The sequence below is a fragment of the Bacteroidales bacterium genome (assembly GCA_031276035.1).
Classification (GTDB): Bacteria; Bacteroidota; Bacteroidia; order Bacteroidales; family BM520; genus RGIG7150.
Genome location: JAISNV010000035.1, coordinates 98478 through 123105 on the forward strand (window position 1 = coordinate 98478; position 24628 = coordinate 123105).

A 24628-nucleotide genomic window follows, 5' to 3' on the forward strand; every position below is an offset into this window, starting at 1 on the left:
TTTTGCTTTTGCTCTTTCATAACCCTGAACACTATTTAAACGCAACTTCTAATAGTCCGTCTCCTTCGATTTTTAATCTGTCGAAATACTCAGGAACAGTATTATTTAAATATTTATCGACATAAAGTCTGGCTAAGTATTGACCGAGCATAAAACCTTGCCCCTTCAGTCCTATAAACAATCCTTGCGACGGGTCAATTATCATGCGGGGTTCTACGTAATATCCCGACCAGCAGGCTTGGAAACTTACTGATGATAGTTGCGGAATCCAATCGGTGAACACTTCGGAAGCTATTTCCAGAAAGTCTTTATCATTTGTTCTTAAATCTTTTCCCGCTTCTTGCGGATCAAATGCTGGAGATGCACACGCAATAATTTGTCCGGTTTCCTCTAATTGTTGTCCGTATATAGCTGTGTAACCCTTGTATTTTTGCCTGTCAATTAACATCCCGAGCGGAGAATTATTTATGCCCAAGAAGGGTAGGCGACGAGTTATGAAAGCCTGATGTTTAACAGGATAAGCTCCGGTAATAATTCCGAGTTTCTTGGCAAATTTATCTGCATTGCCGCCTAAAGCATTTACAAAATGTTCGGCTGTGTATTCCGTATAAGTTCTATCATCATTTTGAACCAAAACTATATACTTGTCCGTGTTATTTTTATGAACGTCAATTAATTTTGTACTTTCTTTTAAAGTACCGCCATGATTAATACCGATTTTTCTGATAACATCAACTACTATTCCCGGGGTAGCCTGCCAGCATTCGTTGGAAATCAATGCCGACATATATTTTTTGTTGAGGTTTGTGCTGATGTATGGAGATATTTCCTTTGCAAAATCTTTCGGTTCAATCATATATGCATCAGACCAACTTCTTGATAAATCAAGATTATTATATGTAGCCTGGTCATGAGCAAAAGTTACATATTTAATTTCTCTGTAATTTATATTGCTTATATTCTGCAATTCCTTGAAAAGTTGGTTGTTATGTCTTGCAATGTCGGATAATTCAGGAACGGAAAATGCAGGGCGTCCTCCTGCGATATTTCTCCAGGAACTTCCGGCTTCATTATTAATTAAAACCGGATTAAGTCCGGCTTCGGCAAAATAACGGAATAAAGCGCTACCGCCTATACCGCCTCCCGCAACCAAAACTTTTACATTTTCTTTCTTTATTTCTTTTTTGCTGATAATATATTCTTCCGGTACGCTCTTAGGATATAAATCTCCTAAATTGATTTGATTTGATAAGGGCGCTCTTGGTGTAGGTTCGCTTAAAACAGTGATATTGTAACCTCTTAAAAGTTGTCTCAAACGGGGAATACAACGTTTACCGCGACAAACTCCCATTCCGATTCTTGTTGTATGCTTAATTTCATCCACACTTACAACTTTCCTGTCGCCGATAATACGAAGAACTTCATCTAAAGTAACGTCTTCACAATGACAAACATAAGTTTCAGCAGGAATGTCTTTTGTTATTGACTTTAAATCTATAGGTTCAGGATAATTTGTTTTAACGATAAATCCGCGAGCATTTTTTAAGTCTTCACCCAAAAGATTTATAGATTGAACTAAAGCTACATTTGTTTTATTATTATGCTTTGTGATTCTTTTTATTTTTCCTTCTCCTAATTTGTTCCCTTGATTATCTATCAAATATACTTCATCACCTTCGTTTGCTTCATATTCAATAGGGAAGAAAGCAGTGTCATTCTTAATGTTATAACCGAAAATGGCGAGTCCGGGACAACGATTAACACATTTCATGCAGCCAATGCATTTCTCGTAATCAATTACCGGCACCGTACTTGTTGATGATTTTGTGATTGCTCCGTGAGGACATGCAAAAGAACACGGATTACAGGCAAATCCATATAAACAATCTATGATAACAAAAGGTTTACCGTTCATTCTTTCTTTATCCGGTTCTTTAGCTTTGTTCAATACTTTTACCGGATGTTGTTGCGAATCAATATATTCTTTGGATAATTCCAAGTAATTGTCATAATTATTACGAATTCCTATTTGCTCTATAACATCGAAAGCGGCTTGTTTACCTCTAAGTACTGCGCTTGTACCTTCACCTATTCTGACAGCGTCTCCGGCTCCTACACAAGCTTTTCCGAATACAATTTCACCTTTTGTAACAAGTTGACTGTCCGAAATTAATCCGGTACAAATATTAATAGCGTCAATTCCGTCAATAATTCTTTCAGTACCCGGAACAGGTTTGAAATTTTTACTTTCGGCAATAACTGCGCCTGTTACTCCATCGTGTTTTTCATTTGGAATTGCTTTAATTAGCATGTGAGAAGTAAGTACCGGAATTCCGAGCCTGCGGACTCTGTTTGCTTGTACCGGAAAACCTCCCTCGTTGGGTTGAGCTTCTATTATAGCTTTAACTGTAGCGCCCGCCTGCATCAGTTGGTATGAAGTGAGATAACCGATATTTCCGGCCCCTACTGTAAGAATATTCTTTCCGAGAAGTGTAAATTCGGTATTCATCATTTTTTGAATTACCGCGGCGGTATATACTCCAGGCAAATCGTCGTTTTCAAAAGCAGGAACAAAAGGAACCGCTCCGGTTGCAATTATCAGATAATCGGCTTCCAAAAAAGATATTTCATTAGTTTGAATATTTTTAAGAGCCAAACGCTTTCCGTCCAAAATATCCCAGACTACAGTACTGAGAATTATTCCGCTATGATCTTCACCGGCCAAAGTAGAAGCAATTTCGAAACCTCTCATTCCACCGTATTTTTGTTCCTTTTCGAAGAAGAAAAATTGATGGGTTTGCATATTGAATTGTCCGCCGATCATATCATTATTATCGACAACAATATTTCCTATGTTATGATTATTTAAAATCTCCCTTGCGGCTAATCCGGCCGGACCGGCACCGACAATAGCAACACTTGTTTTGTAAACATTAAAAGCTTTCTCAGGATCGGTTTTTTGAATAGGAGGAATGTAGTTATCCGGAATTTCCGTAACAAGTTTAACATTATCAACTTTAGTACAGCAAATCCTTCTGATCTGCCCGTCAACAAGCATTTCGCATGCCCCACATTTTCCGATACCGCATTCTAAACTTCTTTCTCTTCCCTGAATGCTATGACTGTGAATAGGAAATCCCGCCTGATGCAAAGCCGCCGCAATGGAAAAACCTTTCTCGCTTTCTATTTTATGATCATTGTATTTAAATGTAACTCTCGGTGTATGTGGAATTTCAAGAATCGGATGCTTGTCGATTTTATACATATTTCTTTTGTCGATTTTAAATTAATTTTTCAACGCTTTTACGGGTTGCAAATGTAGTAAAATTTTGGATAAAATGGAAAAATCGGGTAAAGATATACAGTAAATATCCAAACTCAAATTTACTTATAATTGTCGTACATCCTTTAACTCTGAGAATGTTAATACTTGCTCTAATCCATGTAACAATGTTTTATCATGGAAAAAGTGCTAACCTTTTCTTAATATAAATATTCTCAATTCTCAATTAAATAAATTATCTTTGCAACAGTATTTTGAATTAAAAATAATTGATGAAGCGAAAAACTCCGGATAAGTTTGAAACCATACAAAACAAGTTTCTCAAGTATCTTGAAGATAACAAAATGCGTGTAACGCAAGAACGTATCAAAATTCTCAAAATCGTTGCAAAAACTGACGAGCATTTTGATGTTGATACTTTGTATTCTTATATGCGCGATAGTAAATTCAGGGTGAGCAGGGCCACTTTGTACAATACTTTGGATATTTTATTGGATTGCGGAATTGTTCATAAACATCAATTTTCAGGTGATTCTTTTGAATATGAATTTGTTAAAGAAGGAGAAGAAGGTCACCATCATTTAATTAATACCGAAACAAAAAAAGTTATTGAATTTCAAGATAAACGAATTGATAGAATCAAACGTGAATTGGAAATGAAACACGGAGTTGTTATAGATTCCTGCCAATTAATTTTTTACGCACATAATAAATAATTTTTATGACAAACAAAGTAGATGTTTTATTAGGACTTCAGTGGGGTGATGAAGGAAAGGGAAAAATCGTAGATTTCCTAGCTCCGAAATATGATGTTATTGCTCGTTTTCAAGGCGGTGCAAACGCAGGTCATACTCTTAAGATTGATGGAAAAACTTATGTCCTTCATCTGATTCCTTCGGGAATTTTCCATGAAAATAAACTGAATATCATCGGTAACGGCGTTGTTATTGATCCGCTTATCTTTAAACGCGAGTGCGATAAACTCAAAGAAATGAATGTCAATGTTGAGGAACGACTGCTTGTTGCAAAGAAAGCGCATCTTATTCTGCCTTCGCACCGTTTGCTTGATGCTGTTTATGAAAAAAACAAAGGAGAGCAAAAAATTGGTAGTACGCTGAAAGGAATTGGACCTACATACACCGATAAAATCGGAAGGCTTGGTCTCCGAGTGGGCGATATTCTCTCCGATGATTTTATGGATAAATATAATAAATTGAAATTCCATCATTTAAATATCGCATCAAATTATAAATTTCATACCGATGATTTTATGTTGGATAATATTAGTTTCACCGATTATGAAAGTCAATGGTTCGAAGCTGCCAAAGAATTGAAAAATTTTCACCTGATTGAATGCGAACATTTTGTTAATGAATTGTTGAATGAAGGGAAGAAAATTCTTGCCGAAGGTGCGCAAGGTGCAATGCTTGATGTTGATTTTGGAACTTATCCTTTTGTAACTTCGTCAAATACAATTTCCGCAGGAGTTTGTACCGGCTTGGGAATTTCTCCTCAGAAAGTCGGAAGAGTTTTCGGTATTACAAAAGCTTATTGCACAAGAGTTGGTGCGGGGCCGTTTCCTACGGAATTGTTCGATGAAGTTGGTGATGCGCTTCGTGTGAACGGTCACGAATTTGGCTCTACAACCGGAAGGCCGAGAAGATGCGGCTGGATAGATCTCGTACAATTGAAATATTCGGTTATGATTAACGGAGTTACAGACATAGTTATCACAAAGCCTGATGTTATGAACGATTTCTCAACAGTTTTTATGTGCACTTCTTATGATATTAATAATACGGAACATACATATTTCCCATTCGATGTTGATAGTAAATTTTTAAAACCGAATTATAAAGATTTTAAAGGATGGATGACAAAACTCGATTATTCTAAAGGATTTGACAAACTTCCTGAAGAATTTAAGAATTATGTTAAATTTTTGAATGATTATCTCGGTACTAATCTTTACTTAATCTCAACCGGTCCTGGACGCGAAGAAACCATTGTGTGCTAAATGTTGGCAATAAATAACTTATCGCATCATTATACCGGAGAAGATCTTTTTTCCGGCATTTCTTTGCATTTTCATAAGGGCGAAAGAGTAGGAGTAGTAGGTAAAAACGGTTGTGGTAAAACAACGCTACTCAATATTATAGCCGGTTTTCTAAGTCCGGAAGAAGGTAGTATTTCGTATCCTTCAGATTACAAAATCGGCTTTCTACAACAAAGTATGCAAACTCTTAAAAACGATACTTTGATTAATGAAGCAAAGCTTGCCATTCCGGAAATTATTAATTTGAATAAAGAATTCGATGATATAAATATTAGAATTACTGAAATTTACGATTATAATTCCGAAAAATACTTTAATTATATAAATCGGTTGGAGGAAATTTCACACCGATTGGAAATGCTTGATGCTGCCCGATATGATGAATTGGTTGAAAGAACTTTGCTCGGATTAGGCTTTTTTCGAACCGATTTTAATCGCAATATCAATGAATTCAGCGGCGGCTGGAAAATGAGGGTTGAGCTTGCAAAGATTCTTATATCGGAGCCGGAAATTCTTCTTCTTGATGAGCCTACAAATCATCTTGATATTGAAAGTATTAGATGGCTTGAAAGTTATTTGATGCAATATAGCGGAATTGTACTAACCGTTTCGCACGATAGACTTTTTCTTGATAATACAAGTACGCGAACAATCGAAGTAACTTCCCAAAAAGTTTTTGATTTCAACGGATCATATTCTAAATTTTCCGAATGGCGTGATGAAATGATTGAAAGCCAGATGGCCGCAATATCAAATCAGGCTAGAGAAATTGAGCATATCAAAAACTTTATCGAAAGGTTTAGATATAAATCTTCCAAAGCAAAACAAGTGCAATCTAAAATTAAACTTCTTGATAAGATTGATAATGTTGAGATTGAGTATAAAGATACTACTTCTATAACTTTTTCATTTCCGAAGGCTCCGCCAAGCGGAAGAGTGGTTGTTGAAGCAAATTCACTTTCTAAGTCTTACGGAGATTTGACTGTTTTTAGGGATCTCGAATTTGCAATTTTAAAAGGAGAATCGGTAGCATTTATAGGCAAGAACGGTGAAGGAAAATCTACCTTGGCGAAAATAATTACCGGTAATGAAACTTTCGAAGGAAACATGACTATCGGTCATAATGTAAACATCGGTTATTTTGCACAAAATCAAGCTGAGCTCTTGGATCCGAGTAAAACGGTTTATCAAACAATGGATGATATTGCCGTAGGAGATGTTAGGAAGCAGATTAGATCAATATTGGGCGGATTTTTATTTAAGGGTGAAGATATTGATAAAAAGGTTTCGGTACTTTCAGGTGGAGAAAAGACAAGGTTGGCAATTGCCTGTATGTTGCTGAATCCTTTCAATCTTTTGATTATGGATGAGCCGACGAACCATCTTGATATGCTTTCTAAGGATATTCTTAAACATGCTTTGTTGCATTACGGCGGTACAATGATTATAGTTTCTCACGATAGGGATTTTTTATCGGGATTAACAGATAAGGTTTTTGATTTTCACAATCATACTATTAAACAATATACAGGCGGTATTGAAGAATATCTTCAAAGAAACAAAATAACTTCTTTGGATGATTTATCATTACGAAGATCAACTTCATCCGCAAGCAAAAAAGGCAATAAGATTTCCGGAAACAAAATATCTTATGAGGAACGCAAGGAAATTGAGCGTCAAAAGAAGAAAGTAGAAAGACAGATCGCTGTTTATGAAGAAAAAATGGTGAAATTAGAAGAAGAGTTAAAACTTCTTGAAATTGAAATGAATAATGGTACTTCCGATGAGTCTGTCTTTAAGAAATACGGAGATATAAAAAAGGAACTTGATGAGGTAATTTCTTTATGGGAAGAAATTTACATGAAAATAAATAATCAATAAGTTTCGAATGATATATATTTAAGAAGAATATATTTTGATGTTTTTGGAATAAGCTTATTTTAGTCATGAAATTACAATTTGTAAATTCATAGAATTTTTATCCTTAAATTATATTCTTAATTCTAAATAAACTTTTAACGAAATAACATAACATTCATTAAGTTCAAATTTCGAATATAAACTTTTAGCTTTCCCTTACAAACAGTTCATTGCAGTAATCCTCAATTACTTTTTTACTTTGCGTATCTAATTCTGCGGAGTCTAAACATTCCTGGGCGCGTTTTTTATTGCAACTGATTGCTTCGATAGCAATTTCTTTAACATTAAGGATATTGAATATATCAACAACAGTTTTAACCTTCTTTGCAGGATCTATATTTGTATCTTCATAGATTGTGCGAAGATGAAGCTTCATTTCATCATCAGCAACCTCCATAGCCTTAAGATATAAATATGATTTTTTACAACAGATAATATCTCCTCCGGTTTTTTTCCCAAACACATTGCTGTCGCCGTAAACGTCGAGATAGTCATCCATAATTTGAAACGCCAAACCGACAAATTCACCGTATTTATATAGAGCTTCTTGTGTTTTCAAAGGTTTTCCGGCAATCATTGCACCGATTTTCAAAGCGGAAGCAAACATTACTGCGGTTTTTAATCTTATCATTTCAATATATTCATAAATTGATATATTCGGCATTGTTTCAAAATCCATATCAAACTGTTGTCCTTCACAGACTTCAATAGAAGTTTTGCAAAATTGTTCCAAAATAGGTTTTATAAGCTCATCGCGAGTCATTGTAACAAATTTAATAGCGAGAGCAAATAAAGTATCGCCGGATAGAATAGCAATATTATTATTCCATTTATTGCAAACAGTGGGTTTGCCTCTTCTCACCGACGCATTATCCATTATATCGTCGTGAACAAGTGTGAAATTATGAAATATTTCCAATCCGATTGCCGGATAAATCGCGTCAATAATATTTCCGCCGCAGGCTTCGCAGGAAAGCAAAAGCATTATCGGTCTAATTCTTTTCCCGCCTTGCTGCAAAGCATATTTCACAGGTTCGTATAGATTTGATGATTGCAGTTGTATTGCAACATCGGATGACTTGTCGTACAATTTATCAAGTTCCTTATTAAAGATGTCGAAAATTTGATTATGGCTTAACATTTTGATATTGGTTTTGATGTGCAAAGATAGCTTTTTTTAATGGAGAATTTTGGGGTTTGGTGAGGATAATTATTTGATGGACTTAAAAAGTAAATATTTCCAATAGTTCATTAAAACTCTTCACTTCAAATGTTGCTTTAACTCTCTCGTCGGTAGATTCTGAATTTTTCGGATTGAACCAAACGCTGTCTATATCAGCGTTATTCGTGCCGATAATATCTGTTTCGAATTCATCACCGATATATATCGCCTCATGTTTAGGAGTATTAGTTATTTTTAAAGCGTATTCAAAAATGCGGGCATCCGGTTTTTTGTAACCGACTGCTTCGGATGTTATGATTTGATCGAAGTAATGAATTAATCCGCAGTTTTTGAGTTTGTTGATTTGTACGTCGATGAACCCGTTAGATATAATATGAAGTTTAAAATACTTTCTAAGTTGATCTAAACTTTCTTTTACATTCGGGAAAATGTTTGTTTTCTGTGACAGAATATCTAAATAATCATTGCCGATTGATTTAATATCATTTTCATTTATAATAATTCCGAGCTCTTCAAATGTATTTATAAATCTATTGATTTTAACTTCCTCGGAGGAGATTAAATTTTTTTTGTATAAATCCCAGGCTTTATGATTGTGGATCTGATAAACCGATAAAAATTCTTCAAGATTACAATATTGGTCTAATTTATATAATTTATAAATGTCGGATAAAGCCGTAAAATAATTTTTATCGAAATCCCAGAGAGTGTTGTCTAAATCGAAAAATAAAGTAGTATATTTCATTTTTTGTTTGAATTATATAATCTGCCTTGATAAGTGTTGTAAGTTACTAATTTATTTTCAAAACGGCGTAATACTTCATCGTAACGGATATCCCATTTGGGCGGGAGAAGTAAAAATCTCGGAGGAACTTCACTGGCAATACGTTCTATAACTGTTTCCGGATTTAGATGCTCAATAAATTTTACAATCAAATCTAAATATTCATCCAATTCGTAAAAATAATAATTATCCGGATTCTTTAAATAATCAACAGCCATCAATGTTTCTTTCATTATTTGTAATTGATGAAATTTGATTGTTTCTATCGGAAGTTCGGAAATGATTGAAGCCTGATTTAAAATCATTTCCATACTTTCTTCCGGTAAGCCGAAAATAAGATGCCCGCCTATATGTATGTTTTCTCGTTCCGAAGTTGCATTTATAGCATCAACAGTAGTTTTAAAGTTATGTCCGCGGTTAATCCTTTCCAAAGTCGAATCATAAGTTGATTCAATTCCGAACTCCAACTTTACATAATATTTCTTAGCAATAGATTCTATAAGGTCGAGTTTTTCTTTATCAATACAATCAGGACGTGTACCAATTACAATTCCGATAGTATTTGGAAAATCAAGGGCTTCTTTGAAAAGTTTTTCAAGAGCGTCAATATTCGCATGTGTGTTTGAAAATGTTTGAAAATATGCGAGATACTTAGTTGCCCTGCGATACCTTGTGAGGTGAAAAATTTGTCCTTCCGTCATTTGTTCCGTAACAGTTTTTTTTGTATCGCAGTATGACGGATTGAATGCAAGGGCATTACAAAAAGTACATCCGCCGATACCGCAGGTTCCGTCGCGGTTCGGACAAGTAAATCCGGCGTTTATAGAAAGTTTTTGAACTCTTTCTCCAAAAACGGATTTGAAATAATCGGGGTATGAGTTATATCTCTTCAACATAAATTAAAAAAAGGCTGCTCCCTAAAGAAGCAGCCCACAAAAACTAACACATTATGAAATAAAAAAGAATTATCTTGCTACTCTTTCGAGCCATTTTACCATACTAAGCATTACAATCATTGAGAGTCCGCAAGCTACTACAAATACAAGCCAGCAAGCCCACAAAGGTACACTTGTGTATAGAATGCCGCCAATGAATAATAAAGCATTACCTACTGCAGTTGCAGCTAACCAGCAACCTTGCATTAAACCTTGAAGGTGCGGAGGAGCAACTTTTGATACGAATGATAATCCGAGCGGCGAAATAAATAACTCTGCAACTGTAAGTATGAAATACAAACCGACCATAACCCAAGGAGTTACTTTCATTGCTTGTAATTCGGCTGATGTCATTCCTGCTAAAGCGTCTTTTGCCGGTAAAGCAAGGGAAACTAACATGATAAATAAATACGCAACAGCTGCAATACCCATACCGATAGCAATTTTCATTGGTGTTGAAGGTTCTTTGCCTTTTTTCTTTAAGGTTCCGAACAACCACATGATTACAGGTGTGAGTAGTACTACAAAGAACGGATTCACTGATTGGAAAATCTCAGCTCCCTTGATACTTGTAAATCCTAAATTTATATTTATTGCATCCAAGTTTACATAATCTCTTGCGAAATATGTTAAGGAATAACCATTTTGGTGGAATGAAAGCCAGAAGAAAATAACAACGCCGAATACAGCAAATAAAGCATAAATACGTTGTTTAATTTCTTGTGCACTCATTTTAATTTCTTCTTTTGATAATTTTGGTGCATTTGCATCTTTAGAAGCAGCAAGTTTTGTTGCAGGATCAGGGAATTTTTTCTTGTTGACAATATAAATTATGAATGAGATACCCATTGCCACGATTGCTGCCATGAATGCATATTGAAAACCTCTGCTGAATACGTCAAGATATTGATTACAGAAAGCTGTAAAGTCGGTAACGGGTCCGCCGCTTAAAACGGCATCATTAGCATATTCTGATAAACGGGCCATAGAACTGCTGTTCATTGCACTTCCTTCGTTGAGGTATTGATGACATAGCTCCGGAAGAGATCCGTTATAGTCGAAATTATTAACTTTTAACCACCAGTTTCTGACACCAATAGCAATGAAAGGAGCAAAGAATCCGCCTATGTTGATAAACATGTAGAAAATTTGAAACCCGGCATCTCTTTTGTCGGAATATTTTGGATTATCATACATTTGTCCTACAAGAGCTTGTAAGTTACCTTTGAACAATCCGTTTCCGAAAGCAATTACTAAAAGCCCGAAACAGGTTAAAAGTAAATATAATGCCATATTAGGTACTGGGGTCGGTGTTGGAAATGCTATAATTAGATAACCGACAGCCATTAGAATTAAACCGACCATAATGGTTCCTTTGTAATTTTTTGTTTTGTCTGCGATTAAACCGCCGGCCAAAGCTAAGATATAAATTGATGCATAAAATGCAGAATAAATATATCCGGTGGTTTTTTCGTTAAGACCAAACTTAGCCGAGATAAACAATGTAAGGATCGCCATCATGATGTAGAAACCAAAACGCTCGCCCATGTTAGAAAGGGCAGCTCCTAGTAAACCTTTAGGGTGATTTTTAAACATAAATATAAATTTTAATTAATAAATTTGATTCAAAATTAATTGCATGCGAAGATAATTAAAAAGTTAAGATTATATAATTTTTTTAACTTTTCAAACGGAATTTTTTTAACAAAATGTTAGTATGTGTATATTTTATTTTGTTAAAGTATTGATATATACCGAAAAGCGAAATGGTTTAAACCCCAAGGCAGATTCCAAGTCCGAGAGCTGTTTTCATTAAAGCAGTATCCCATGTAACAAGGTTGGGTTTTTGAATTGCTTCCTTTAATGTAACATAAGTAATTCTCGGATGTCTGTAAGAAACCATCGTGCCGAATTTTCTTTCCATAACTAATTCAAAAGCTTTAACTCCGAATTGCGAAGCCAAAACCCTGTCATATGCAACCGGAACACCACCACGTTGCAGATGTCCCAATACAGTTGTTCTGATACTGTGTTCGCATCCGGCCTCTTTTAATTCATTTTCAAGTTGAAACCCGACACCGCCGAGAATTCTGTTGTTGTAACCCGGTTCATTGCTTTCCCTTGCTACATAATTACCATTGATGTTTCTTGCTCCTTCTGCAATGACAATATTTATAAATCCGCGACCTCTGTTGAAGCGCGAACCTATTTTATCCATTACTTTATTGATGTTATATGGAAATTCGGGTAATAAACATACTTCGGCGCCGCCTGCAACAGCAGAGTTTAATGCTATCCATCCGGCATCTCTGCCCATTACTTCAAGAATTTGTACACGATTGTGGCTGGCAGCCGTTGTTACTAATTTATCAACTGCATCTGTAGCAATTTCTACAGCAGTTTGAAATCCGAATGTAGAATCCGTTGCCGATAAATCATTATCTATAGTTTTTGGAACTCCGACAATGTTCAAACCTTTTTCAAAGAGAGCCTGGGATATCCTTTGTGAGCCGTCGCCACCTACATTAATCACAGCATCAATTCCGAGATAACCTATTTTACGAATCATTTCGTCGGAACGGTCAACAGTAGTCCATGTGCCGTCTTTCTCTTTTACCGGCCAACTGAAAGGACCTCCCTTGTTTGTTGTTTGAAGAATAGTTCCGCCTTGATAATGAATTCCTCTAACTGCATTTTCATCTAAAACTACTATTTCTGTAGGTTCACGTAAAATTCCGTTAAAGGCTTCTATAGAGCCTACCACTTCCCAATCCTTTTCTTGAGAAGCACGGTTAACAACTGCTCTTATTACCGCGTTCAAACCGGGACAATCGCCGCCACCTGTAACAATCATTACTCTTTTCATGTGAAAATAAGTTTAATTTATTGATAGTTGATTAATTAATAGGATCATATTTAATCATGAGGCCCGTTTTATTTACTATGATAACACGTTTGCGTAATGATTTGATGAAACTGTTTTTACGGTGCAAAGATAGTTCTTTTAATTGTGAATTAAGGTTTAGGAGTGATAATTATTGTATAAAAAAAGTGAAATAACAATTATAGTATTTCGAGTTAGAACCAAAAATCAATCACTAAAAATCATCGCATTTATCATGCAATTTCTTGATTTGTTTGAGATGGAACGGGAATTCGAACTTTGAGTTCTAATTTCAAAACCTTAACAACACGGCTCCGGCTGAGTATCCGCCTCCGAAAACTGTTATTCCTATGTAATCGCCGGACTTAAATTTATCTATATTTTCCAGCATTACAAGAAATGCACTTGCTGAACCGGTATTCCCGTATTTGTCGATATTTATCAAACTTCTTTCTTCCGGAATTTCCAATAAATGCAGCATGCTGTTTATTATTCGCTTATTTGCCTGATGTGCTATTATGTATGATAAATCGTTAATAGTTATTCCCTGTCCCTCAATAACTTTATTTAAAGAGTTAATCATATATTTAGTAGCATTGAGAAAAACATCTCTCCCGTCTTGCATAACTATCCCTTTATCTTTCGGTTGCAGATAAACCCCATCAGGACCTTTGCCTATATGTCCTAATCCTTGCGTTGTTATGTTTAAAACCTCCGGTTCGCCGTCTTTATATCTTGACTTAGAAAGTAAAAGTGCAACAGCAGCATCTCCCCATAAATGACCGCTTTGCGGATCTTCTTCGTTACTATAGTATGTATTATGTTCGGAACATATTATCAATGCTTTGGATGCTTTATTAGATAAAAAATAAGTTTCAACTATTTCCAAAGCATTTACTAAAGAAGAACATGCCGATGAGATCATTAAAGCTTTTGCATTTTTTATTTTGAACTCTCTCTGAACTTTATGGGCAAGCGAGCCTACGGTATCAATGGGTGTGTAACCGGCGCTGATAATTAAATCTATATCTTCTATATTGTAAGGAATTGTTTTTAAAGCATTCTCGACGGCTTTGATTCCCATTGTAACTCCATCTTCACCTTCATCGACTTTTGAGCGGGTTTCAATTCCGGTACGCTGAAGTATCCATTCGTTGGTTAAGCCATTAACATTTAAAAAATAATCATTATAAATTCTTTTTGTAGGTATATAATAACCCGTAGCATTAATATACATAAATTATCTGTTAAATTTTATTTTCATTATATAAATCATCATTAATTAAACCCTTGATTATAAGAAACATTTTCTTTTTTAATGCTTCCTTCTTTTCAAGATTAGATTCATCTAATATTCCTCTGATATACGGAACATCTAAACCTTGCATTATAAAATGTGTCAATACGGCAGCTTGGTAAGAATCGGAAGATATATTAAAAACCTTTTTCTCAACGCCTTCGGAAAAGATTCTTTCCAATAAGTTAATTTCTTTCTTTTCAAATTTCCTTCTGAATAATTCTACATTAACCGTGTTTTTAAAAAATTCTGCGTGTAAAGATCCGTTTCTTATAACTATTTCACGAACGGATTCCATTCGCGTTACAACAAATTTGGTTAATTTTTCTAATGGGTCAATATTCATTGCCGCGATAGATTCCAGTGAGGAAACCACATAACTTAACTCTTCATCAATTATGGCATTGATTATTTCTTTTTTATTTTTAAAATAAGTGTACAATGTTCGTCTGCCTTTTTTAGATTCATTTGCTATGTCATTCATAGTAGTGTTGGTATAGCCGTGAATGCTGAATAAATTTCTTGCGGCGTCAATCAGGTCTTGTTTTGTTGATTTCATACTCTCATTGTTTTTGCACATTTTATTAAAAAACGTGCAAAAGTACATTTTTTTTAATAAAGTATGAAAAAAAATGGAGTTTTCTTATACTTTTTGATGTATGTATTCTTAACTTTTATAATTATAGTGTAAATAATTTAATATTTCAAAATTGAATTTATTCCGATGTTGTGTCAAGATATTAAAAGTCAGATAAATAAATAATTGTCTAATATGTGCAATTCTTATTTATTTTACATGCGTTACAAAATAAAAATTACTATATTTGCATTTCATATATAATGAAAACACGAGAAGAAATAGTAAAAAATTGGCTTCCTCGATATACAGGTTGCAAGCTTGAAGATATTGGAGAATATATCTTGTTGACGAATTTTCAGAAATATGTTGAAATATTCGCTCAAAAGAATAATGTTCCTATTGTCGGATTAGATAAAGCTATGCCTAATGCAACCGCCGATAATATAACTATTATAAATTTCGGTATGGGTAGTCCTAACGCCGCTACGATTATGGATTTACTTTCGGCAAAAATTCCCAAAGCAGTATTATTCCTTGGAAAAACAGGCGGAACAAAAATTAAGAATAAACTCGGCGATTTAATTTTACCTATTGCTGCAATCCGCGGCGAAGGTACTTCCGATGATTATTTTCCTCCCGAAGTTCCCAGTTTGCCGGCTTTCAATTTACAAAAAGCTATTTCATCCGCAATAATTGATGCAGGTAGGGATTATTGGACTGGCACTGTTTATACTACTAACCGTCGTGTTTGGGAGCATGATGAGGAGTTTAAAGAATATCTGCTGAAAATAAAAGTTATTGCAGTTGATATGGAAACCGCAACTCTTTTTTCGGTCGGATTTAAAAATTCTATACCTACGGGAGCGTTACTTTTAGTTTCAGATAAACCGATGATTTCCGAAGGTGTTAAAACTGAAGAAAGCGATAAACATGTTACCGAAACTTTTGTCGAACAACATGTGGATATAGGTACGGATGCATTGCGGCAGCTAATTAGTCATGGTATAATTGTAAAGCATCTTCGCTTCGAAGATAACGAACCGGATAATTCCTTCCATTAATAATTTATGAAATACGAAGAATTATTATTTAATCTTAAAAATAGAATTTATAATCCGGTGTATTTTCTGACCGGAGAACAAACTTATTATATAGATTCCTTAACATCAATATTTGAAAACGATGTTTTGTCGGAAGATGAACGTGATTTTAATCTTTCTATATTATACGGCAAGGATGTTACGGCAAAGGATGTAGCGGCTCAAGCGAAGCAATACCCGATGATGGCTACTTATCAGGTTCTTATTGTAAAAGAAGCCCAGGATATTTCGAAAATTGAAGCTTTGGAAAGTTATGTTAGTAATCCTTTGTCGTCAACAATACTGGTTTTATGTTATAAATACAAAAAACTTGACGGTAGAACTTCCTTTTACAAGACACTTAAGAATAAGGCCGTTCTTTTTGAGGCTCCGAAGATTTATGATAATGAGGTTCCGTCTTGGATTGAGCAGCAATGTGCAAAGATGGGTTATAAAATATCCCCGAAAGCTGCCGTAATGATTGCCCAACATATTGGCTCCGACCTTCAAAAAATTGTCAATGAATTAGAAAAACTTTCAATCGTAATTCCTAAATCGTCAACTATTAACGAAGATCATGTTGAAAAACATGTAGGAGTTAGTAAAGAGTATAATATATTTGAATTGCAGAATGCAGTTGGTGGTAGAAACATCAATAAAGCTTATCAGATTGTTATGTATTTTGCGGAAAATGAAAAAGCTATGTCGTTGCCCGGATTGGTTGTAAATCTTTATCAGTTTTTTACAAAACTTATGAAGTACCATTTCGTCAATGATAAAAGCAAACAAAATATGGCTTCGGTTTTGGGCGTAAATCCGTTTTTTGTAAAGGATTACGCTTTAGCAGCATCTGTTTATCCTCCAAAAAAAATTTCGTCAATATTTTTAATATTGCAAGAATATGATTTGAAATCAAAAGGAGTAGATAATGTTAACAGTACTCCGGGCGAACTTATGAAAGAAATGATTTATAAAATATTACATTAATTATATATAATTTATTATGAAAAAAATTTTATTATTCTTCTCAATTATTATTGTTTTTATAAATGGCTATAGCCAGAATATTCCTAAGATAGATCCTGAATTGCAAAAGGAGATGCAATTAATGGATAATGAAGATCTTGTTAAAGTTAATATTGTTATGAAAGCTCAGTACGACCAGTTTGAACTTCGTAATAAGACTAATGTTTTGAAAACTAAAGAAGATAAACGTGACTTTGTTGTTTCGGAATTAAAAAAATATTCCAAAGAAGAGCAACGCATAGTAGCCGATTATCTGGATTTTTTCTCTAAAAGTAGTAATGTAAAAGAAATTAAATCTCACTGGCTTTATAATGGAATTGATTGTTATGCAACGAAGAATGCTATTGAAGAAATCGCATCTTTAGAAGATGTTTTAACGATTGGGCTTGAACAAATGCATTATGCGCTTTTTGATAATGAAAAACCAAAACCGGCAGAAGCAGGTTCTAAAGAAATAACTTATAATGTTACAAAAGTTAGGGCTAATGACGTTTGGGATGAATTAGGGGTTACAGGAGAAGGCATAATTGTTTCTGTTTTGGATTCGGGAGTTAATTATAACCATAATGATATTAAAAATCAAATGTGGCAGAGTGCCGAATATCCATACCATGGTTATAATTTTATTAATAATAATAATGATCCTATGGATGATCATAGCCATGGGACGCATTGTGCGGGAACAGTTGCCGGTAACGGCGCTTCCGGCTCTCAAACGGGTATGGCTCCTGATGCTACAATAATGGCAATAAAGATTCTTAATTCCGGCGGAGGTGGTACTGTTAGCGGTACATGCAGCGGTATAGAATTTTCTGTAGAGCACGGGGCGCATATTTTAAGTATGTCGATAGGCTGGGCATTAGGGATGCTTAGTGATGCCGAGAGAATTATGTTTAGAACCACTATGGCTAATACACTTGAGGCAGGTGTTGTTGCTTCAGTTGCAGCTGGAAATGAGGGAGATCGCTTATATACATATCCTATCCCCAATAATGTTAGAACCCCAGGAAATTGTCCTCCGCCGTGGTTACATCCGGACCAAACTATTGAAGGAGGATTAACCTGTGTTGTGTGTGTTGGCGCAACCGACTCGAATGATAATATCGCAGATTTTTCTTCACTCGGACCTGTTACTTGGCAAAATTTTGCAGGATTTAATGATTATGCGTATAATCCGGGTATGGGATTAATCCGCCCAGATGTTTGTGCTCCGGGAGTAGATGTTAAATCCCTTACTCATGATTCAAATACCGGATACACTTATATGAGCGGTACATCAATGGCAACTCCCGGTGTAGCCGGTGTAATGGCTTTGATGTTATCTAAAAATCCGGAACTAACCCCGGCTGAAATAGATTTCATCCTTGAAACTACAGCAGTACCATTGTCAGAGAATAAGAGCAATACTTTCGGCTCCGGAAGAATAAATGCTTATGATGCTGTTAATGCCGTAGAGATTGGCCCGATTTCTGTACACGGAATTGTAATTGATGACTCCCAAGGCAATAACAATGGAAATGCAAATCCAGGTGAAACCATCAAGCTAAATGTTAGTTTGATTAATGAAAGCGATAGTCCTGTAAATAACGTTTCAGCTACAATATATTCTAATAGTGAGTATGTAAACATTATTAATAATAATGCTGTTTTCGGTAATATTGCATCTAATGAAATTAAAACGGTTGACAATGCTTTTTCATTTTTACTACTTCCATCTGCACCTGCAAGTAAAAAAATTACTTTTAATATGGAAATAGAAACAGAAAGTGATTCATATTCTAATAGCTTTTTTATTACTTCATATGATTATGAATTAGGGTTTAGTTATTTGTTAATAGATGACGCCTTAGAAAATAATAATGGAATTTTAGAGCCGGGTGAAACCGCTAATATAGAAGTAAATATAATTAACTCTGGAAATGAATCTGTATTAGAACTTAACGGATTGTTGTCCTCACTTTCAGATGAAATTACTATTAATTCAAATACTGCTTCTTATGGAGATTTAAACGCATCTCAATCCAAAGCAGGAATATTTAATGTTACATTAAGTTCTTCTGCCTCACCTGAAAACATTAATATTCCGTTCCAACTTCTACTTACCGATGTAAACGGAAGAACAACTAATGTAAATTTTGTTTATCAAAATAAGTGCAATGTTATTTTTGATCTTTCTGATGATTGGGGAGATGGTTGGAATGGTAACGCAATAATTGTATCTTTTGATGATGGAACTCCATCGCAATCTCTCACAATTAATAATGGAAGTATTGCCGTTCATACTTTAGAAATTTCTTCAGGAGTAAATGTCAGTCTTACCTGGCAGGCCGGCAATTATGCTTATGAGTGTTTTTATGATATATATTATGAGAATGGAAGTATGATTTATTCGGGTTCAGGTAATCCGGGTTCCGGAGTTTTCTTTTCATGGATAAATGATTGTCAAGGAACAAATATTGAATGTGATCCGGTTCAGAATTTAAATATTAATGTTGTTGAATCATTGGCTAATATAACATGGGAAGCCCCGTCTTCAGGAACCCCGGTGTCTTATAAAATATACCAGGGATCAGACTTAATTGAAACTACAACTAATACTTCATATACGTCCGAGATTATTATGGGTTTAAACGAATTTTGTGTATATGCGGTTTATGATCAGTGTGTATCAGAATCTGTTTGTGAGATAATTAATTTCCCATTTGATTTAGTAGCAACATCAATATCCGATTCTGAAATTAAATTGGAATGGGATTATGTAAATATTGGTAGCGGAACAACATTCAATATATATAGAGATGATAATGTTATTGCTTCCGGAATTGTTTCAAAAGAATATAATGATATTGAACTTGTAGCTGCAACAGAATATTGCTATATAGTTACTGCAGTTAGTGATGGAATTGAATCTTTACCTTCTGATGAATCATGTGTAACAACTTATACTGGTATTGAAGATTACAATGGAAGCTTAAAAGTATATCCGAATCCGTCTAATTCAATAATTAATATTGAGGGAGAGAATGTTAAGGAAATTACTGTTTTAAACTCAGTTGGACAATTGGTTAAAATTGTTTCTGTACAAGATAATAAAACTTCTTTCGATGTTTCACAATTTAAATCGGGACATTATATAATAAAGGTTTTATATAATGATGATAAAATTGAAAATATAAAAGTTGTTGTGAATAAATAAGATTTGTTTAATATGAAAAAATTTTTATTTCTATTTTTAATCATTATTAGTTTTAATGGTTACAGTCAAGATTTTCCCAAAATTGAAACTGAATTACAGGCGCAAATGCAGTTGATGGATAATGAAGATCTTGTTAAGATTAATGTAATTATGAAAGATCAGTACGATCAGTTGCAACTTCGTAAAAAAGCTGATGTATTTTTATCTAAAGAAAATAAACGGTCTTTTGTAATTAGTGAATTAAAAAAATATTCTAAAGAAACTCAAAATAGAGTAATAGAATATTTAGATCATTCTTCTAAAAGCGATAATGTAAAAGAAATTACATCTCATTGGCTTTATAATGGGGTTAATTGTTATGCAACAAAAAATGTTATTGAAGAATTAGCAACGCTTGATGAAGTATTAGTAATCGGGTACGATGTAGAGCGTAATATGCTTTTTGATAATGAAAATCCTAAACCTGCAGAAGCCGGAAGTAAAGAGTTAACATATAATGTTACAAAAGTTAGGGCTAATGAAGTGTGGGGTGATGGGTTTACCGGTGAAGGAATAATTGTTTCTGTTATTGATACCGGCGTTAATTACAATCACGAAGATATCAAAGATCAGATGTGGCAAAGTGCGGAATATCCGTTGCATGGTTATAATTTTTATTCTAATACTAATAATCCGATGGATAATAATGGTCATGGAACACATTGTGCGGGAACAGTTGCCGGTAATGGTGCTTCAGGATCACAAACAGGTATGGCGCCTGATGCTACTATTATGGCTATAAAAGTTTTAAACTCACAGGGAGGTGGTGCTGTTAGTGGCGCTGTTAGTGGCGTTGAATTTTCTGTAGAGAATGGTGCCCATATTTTAAGTATGTCACTGGGTTGGGTAACCGGAGCACTTAGTGTTGCAGAGCGGATAATGTTTAGAACTACTATGGTTAATACACTTGAAGCAGGTGTTGTAGCTTCTGTTGCGGCAGGTAATGAAGGGGGGATGTTATCTTCATATCCGATTCCCAATAATGTTAGAACTCCGGGAAATTGCCCGCCGCCGTGGAACCATCCGGACCAAACATTGGAGGGAGGAAAAACCTGTGTAGTATGTGTTGGCGCTACTGATTCTAACGATGCTATTGCAAATTTTTCGTCACTTGGCCCTGTAACCTGGCAAAGTTATGCAGGTTTTAATGATTATCCGTATATTCCGGGAATGGGATTAATCCGTCCTGATGTTTGCGCCCCTGGTGTAAATATTAAATCCCTTACTCATGACTCTAATACAGGATATGCACTTAACAGCGGTACTTCTATGGCAGCACCGGGAGTAGCCGGAGTCATGGCTCTAATGATGTCTAAAAATATTGAACTTACTCCTGCTGAAATAGATTCGATAATTGAAACTACGGCAGTGAAATTGTCCCCCAGCAAAAATAATACATTCGGATCGGGAAGAATAGATGCCTATGAAGCCATGTTGGCTATTAAAACAGGTTTATTAGATGTTCAGAATGTTATAGTTGATGATTCTCAAGGTAATAATAACGGAAATATGAACCCTGGGGAAACTATAAGTTTGGATTTAAGTTTAATCAATAAAGACAATGTAGGTATTAATAATGTGAATGCTACAATTATTCCATTAAGTGAATATGTTACTATTATTAATGATTATGCTGAATTCGGTAATTTTTCTCCTAATGAAATAAAAACAGTCAATGGTGCATATACATTCTCATTATCACCGAATACACCGGCAAATGAAGAAATTAAATTTACACTATTGATAAAATCCAATGATGATGTTTTTTATAATCAAATTGTTATTATTACTTATGATTATAAGTTTGACTTCGTTAATACGTCTATTGATGATGCGGCGGGAAATAATAATAATCTACTTGATCCGGGTGAAACTGTAAATATGACGGTAACTATAATCAATTCCGGATTAGAAGACGCTTATAATATTACCGGTTTACTATCATCACCCATTGCCGATATAACGATTAATACCAATACGGCTAATTTTGGAAATATTTTAATAGATCAAAGTAAATCAGGTAGTTATAGTATTACACTCAGTTCTTCGGCAGTTTCCGGAAGTATTAATATACCGTTTTATTTATTGTTGACTGATGAAAATGGAAAAGAATCTAATTTATCATTTACTTACATGGATAAATGTAAAACTGTTTTTGATCTAAGCACACATAATAATAGTTGGAATGGTGCCGCTATAATTGTTTCTTTTGATGACGGAACTCCTTCAAGAACATTAACGGTTAATACCGGAACTTCAGCTATACATAAATTGGATATAGCTTCTGGTACAACAGTTAGTCTTACATGGCAATCTGGTGGTGCAGACGCATTATGTTTTTATGATATATATTATGAATATGGAGATTATATATACTCAGGATCAGGTAATCCAGGCTCAGGAATTTTCTTTTCATGGTTAAATGATTGTCAGGGTAATAATTATGTATGTAATCCTGTTCAAAATCTTAACATTGGTATTAATAATACTACAGCTTATTTAACATGGGATCCGCCGTTTGTAGGAACTCCAGTATCTTACCAAATATATAAGAACTCCGGTTTCGCAGGAAGTACAACTAATACTTCATATTCGGTAAGTATCGGAAATACTGCTTCTACATTACATGTTTATGCTATATATGACGATTGTATCTCAATACCAATCTCTAAAACGGTTAGTGCACAAGCAGGTTGCGAATCAATATCAAATCTTGTTTGTGAAATAGGTTATAATAATACTATAAATGCAAGCTGGACTGCTCCTCTTGATGTTACAAATTTAGTGGGATACAAAGTATATGTTGATGGAATTTATATCGAAACAATAACCGATTTATCATATTCGTATGAAAGTCAACCCGGAGATGTAAGATTTTGTGTTGCCGCGTTATACAATATTTCTGAAGGTATAAACTGTGAATCCGATAAAGTTTGCGAAGATGTAAATGTTATTGATTTTTGTGAACCGGTTACGAATTTAATAGCATCTCTTAATGGTAATACTGTAATACTTAATTGGACTGCTCCCGAGTTGGTTGAGTTTGTTGAAAATTATAATATTTATAGAGATGGAATTTTAATAGGTACTAGTACAACTAATAATTTTTCGAATGAGATTAATGAGAATGTTTATGAATATGCTGTTGAAGTAGTTTATGAAAACTCATGTATCTCTGCACAAATTTCTGTTAATATAGATGCAATACCTTACAATCTAATTGCGACGGCAATATCCAATTCTAAAATTCAACTTGAATGGCAATGTGATAATAATAATGTGTCGTTTAATATCTATAGAGATGGTAGCGCAATTGTTTCAAATATTACGGATAAACAACATGTTGATGCCGGTCTTGATGGTGAATCCGAATATTGTTATATAATTAGAGCACATAATGGCGGTAGTGAGTTTTCCGAATCGAATGAATCCTGTGCAACAACTTTTGCCGGAATCGAAGATTACAACGGAGATTTAAAGGTATATCCTAATCCTTCTAACTCAATAATTAATATAGAAGGTGAAAATATGAAAGAAATTGTTGTACTCAATTCTGTAGGACAAATTGTAAAACTTATTTCTGTTGATACTGATAAGATTTCTGTAGATGTTTCCAAATTTAATTCGGGAAATTATATATTCAAAGTTTCATATAATGATAATAAAATTGAAAATATAAAAGTTGTTGTAAATAAATAACTTTTTTTAGTTACTAAGTTTAAGTCGCAAGGCGGGTATTAAAAACACTCGCCTTTTTTTATTATATTTGCATCAAAATTATTAAAATTAAATGCAAACAAAAATTGATAAATTCAACAGAATAATTCTGGGTATTGATACCGGCTCTTTGAACTTCGGATATTGTATTTTACAACAAGACGGAAATAAATATACTCTGCATAATAAAGGAATATTAAAACTTCATACTATTTCCGATCAAATATTGAAAAATAAAAAAATATATGAGTTTCTAAATGAGTTACACGATACTTATCTTTTTGATGAAATTGCAATAGAACAACCTGTGTACGGAAAAGATCCGCAGGCGATGCTTAAATTGGGCAGAGTGCTCGGCTGCTGCATAGGTTTCGCTATATCTAAAAATATTCCAATTACCGAATATCCTCCGAAAAATGTTAAAAGAGTAATTACTGGAAATGGAAACGCAGCAAAACAGCAAGTTGCTTATATGCTCGAAAAAATATTGGGTATAAATTTAGATGGCAATACCAAAACTTATGATGATACGGATGCCGTTGCCATAGCTTTGTGTCATATTTATAATATCAGCGGTAAACCGATGATGAGTTCAAAGAAATCCTGGGATAAATTCATAAAAGATAATCCTGACAGAATTCTGTAATTT

The 24628-nt window shown here is 34.4% G+C and carries 16 protein-coding genes; 8 read left to right on the plus strand and 8 right to left on the minus strand.

All coding sequences use genetic code 11. The annotated features are described in order from the left end of the window. Positions 1-31 precede the first annotated feature (31 nt). Positions 32-3265 (minus strand): FAD-dependent oxidoreductase, encoded by a 3234-nt coding sequence (locus LBP67_09800; protein ID MDR2085271.1) that lies wholly within the window; start codon positions 3263-3265, stop codon positions 32-34. Positions 3266-3555: 290 nt separating this feature from the next. Here LBP67_09800 and LBP67_09805 point away from each other — a divergent pair, with 290 nt between their 5' ends. From LBP67_09805 to LBP67_09815, 3 genes are read left to right on the plus strand one after another with little or no spacing between them, the layout of a single operon-like run. Then, the gene (locus LBP67_09805) at positions 3556-3999 is read left to right on the plus strand and encodes a transcriptional repressor (protein MDR2085272.1); all 444 of its coding nucleotides are present in this window, start codon (positions 3556-3558) and stop codon (positions 3997-3999) included. Between the two features lie 5 nt (positions 4000-4004). Further along, positions 4005-5300 carry an adenylosuccinate synthase gene (locus LBP67_09810; protein ID MDR2085273.1) on the plus strand — a complete coding sequence of 432 codons (1296 nt, stop codon included), beginning with the start codon at positions 4005-4007 and terminating at the stop codon, positions 5298-5300. Continuing rightward, entirely contained in the window at positions 5301-7220 is a 1920-nt protein-coding gene (locus LBP67_09815) for an ATP-binding cassette domain-containing protein (protein MDR2085274.1), read from the plus strand. A 184-nt stretch (positions 7221-7404) separates the two neighbouring features. On the opposite strand, the gene LBP67_09820 is transcribed toward LBP67_09815, so the two are convergent. The 7 genes from LBP67_09820 to LBP67_09850 form a co-directional block, all read right to left on the minus strand. Beyond that, the gene (locus LBP67_09820) at positions 7405-8400 is read right to left on the minus strand and encodes a polyprenyl synthetase family protein (GenBank protein ID MDR2085275.1); all 996 of its coding nucleotides are present in this window, start codon (positions 8398-8400) and stop codon (positions 7405-7407) included. A gap of 82 nt (positions 8401-8482) precedes the next feature. Further along, complete coding sequence (locus tag LBP67_09825; protein ID MDR2085276.1) at positions 8483-9187, minus strand: YjjG family noncanonical pyrimidine nucleotidase; 705 nt, start codon at positions 9185-9187, stop codon at positions 8483-8485. Further along, on the minus strand, positions 9184-10122 hold the full coding sequence (locus LBP67_09830; protein ID MDR2085277.1) for a TIGR01212 family radical SAM protein: 939 nt from the start codon (positions 10120-10122) through the stop codon (positions 9184-9186). The genes LBP67_09825 and LBP67_09830 overlap by 4 nt, the downstream gene beginning before the upstream one ends. A gap of 69 nt (positions 10123-10191) precedes the next feature. Beyond that, positions 10192-11757 carry a peptide MFS transporter gene (locus LBP67_09835; protein MDR2085278.1) on the minus strand — a complete coding sequence of 522 codons (1566 nt, stop codon included), beginning with the start codon at positions 11755-11757 and terminating at the stop codon, positions 10192-10194. 175 nt (positions 11758-11932) lie between these two features. Continuing rightward, positions 11933-13027 (minus strand): ATP-dependent 6-phosphofructokinase, encoded by a 1095-nt coding sequence (locus tag LBP67_09840; protein MDR2085279.1) that lies wholly within the window; start codon positions 13025-13027, stop codon positions 11933-11935. A gap of 310 nt (positions 13028-13337) precedes the next feature. After that, positions 13338-14282: a ketoacyl-ACP synthase III gene (locus LBP67_09845; protein MDR2085280.1), complete on the minus strand. Its 945-nt coding sequence runs from the start codon at positions 14280-14282 to the stop codon at positions 13338-13340. A 10-nt stretch (positions 14283-14292) separates the two neighbouring features. Next, complete coding sequence (locus LBP67_09850; GenBank protein ID MDR2085281.1) at positions 14293-14901, minus strand: TetR/AcrR family transcriptional regulator; 609 nt, start codon at positions 14899-14901, stop codon at positions 14293-14295. Positions 14902-15182: 281 nt separating this feature from the next. On the opposite strand from LBP67_09850, the gene LBP67_09855 reads away from it, so the two are divergent. The 5 genes from LBP67_09855 (at position 15183) to ruvC (ending at position 24625) form a co-directional block, all read left to right on the plus strand. Then, positions 15183-15983, plus strand: coding sequence for an AMP nucleosidase (locus LBP67_09855; GenBank protein MDR2085282.1), 801 nt, complete (start codon positions 15183-15185; stop codon positions 15981-15983). Positions 15984-15989: 6 nt separating this feature from the next. Further along, entirely contained in the window at positions 15990-16988 is a 999-nt protein-coding gene (gene holA, locus LBP67_09860; protein ID MDR2085283.1) for a DNA polymerase III subunit delta, read from the plus strand. Between the two features lie 16 nt (positions 16989-17004). After that, positions 17005-20223, plus strand: coding sequence for a S8 family serine peptidase (locus LBP67_09865; protein MDR2085284.1), 3219 nt, complete (start codon positions 17005-17007; stop codon positions 20221-20223). 12 nt (positions 20224-20235) lie between these two features. Next, complete coding sequence (locus LBP67_09870) at positions 20236-23961, plus strand: S8 family serine peptidase (GenBank protein ID MDR2085285.1); 3726 nt, start codon at positions 20236-20238, stop codon at positions 23959-23961. A 91-nt stretch (positions 23962-24052) separates the two neighbouring features. Then, complete coding sequence (gene ruvC / locus LBP67_09875; protein MDR2085286.1) at positions 24053-24625, plus strand: crossover junction endodeoxyribonuclease RuvC; 573 nt, start codon at positions 24053-24055, stop codon at positions 24623-24625. The last annotated feature ends 3 nt before the right edge of the window (positions 24626-24628 follow it).

Coding starts and splice junctions, on each gene's coding strand:
- LBP67_09800 (MDR2085271.1), bottom strand. CDS start 3,265: ATGTATAAAATCGACAAGCATCCGATTCTTGAAATTCCACATACACCG.
- LBP67_09805 (MDR2085272.1), top strand. CDS start 3,556: ATGAAGCGAAAAACTCCGGATAAGTTTGAAACCATACAAAACAAGTTT.
- LBP67_09810 (MDR2085273.1), top strand. CDS start 4,005: ATGACAAACAAAGTAGATGTTTTATTAGGACTTCAGTGGGGTGATGAA.
- LBP67_09815 (MDR2085274.1), top strand. CDS start 5,301: ATGTTGGCAATAAATAACTTATCGCATCATTATACCGGAGAAGATCTT.
- LBP67_09820 (MDR2085275.1), bottom strand. CDS start 8,400: ATGTTAAGCCATAATCAAATTTTCGACATCTTTAATAAGGAACTTGAT.
- LBP67_09825 (MDR2085276.1), bottom strand. CDS start 9,187: ATGAAATATACTACTTTATTTTTCGATTTAGACAACACTCTCTGGGAT.
- LBP67_09830 (MDR2085277.1), bottom strand. CDS start 10,122: ATGTTGAAGAGATATAACTCATACCCCGATTATTTCAAATCCGTTTTT.
- LBP67_09835 (MDR2085278.1), bottom strand. CDS start 11,757: ATGTTTAAAAATCACCCTAAAGGTTTACTAGGAGCTGCCCTTTCTAAC.
- LBP67_09840 (MDR2085279.1), bottom strand. CDS start 13,027: ATGAAAAGAGTAATGATTGTTACAGGTGGCGGCGATTGTCCCGGTTTG.
- LBP67_09845 (MDR2085280.1), bottom strand. CDS start 14,282: ATGTATATTAATGCTACGGGTTATTATATACCTACAAAAAGAATTTAT.
- LBP67_09850 (MDR2085281.1), bottom strand. CDS start 14,901: ATGAAATCAACAAAACAAGACCTGATTGACGCCGCAAGAAATTTATTC.
- LBP67_09855 (MDR2085282.1), top strand. CDS start 15,183: ATGAAAACACGAGAAGAAATAGTAAAAAATTGGCTTCCTCGATATACA.
- holA (MDR2085283.1), top strand. CDS start 15,990: ATGAAATACGAAGAATTATTATTTAATCTTAAAAATAGAATTTATAAT.
- LBP67_09865 (MDR2085284.1), top strand. CDS start 17,005: ATGAAAAAAATTTTATTATTCTTCTCAATTATTATTGTTTTTATAAAT.
- LBP67_09870 (MDR2085285.1), top strand. CDS start 20,236: ATGAAAAAATTTTTATTTCTATTTTTAATCATTATTAGTTTTAATGGT.
- ruvC (MDR2085286.1), top strand. CDS start 24,053: ATGCAAACAAAAATTGATAAATTCAACAGAATAATTCTGGGTATTGAT.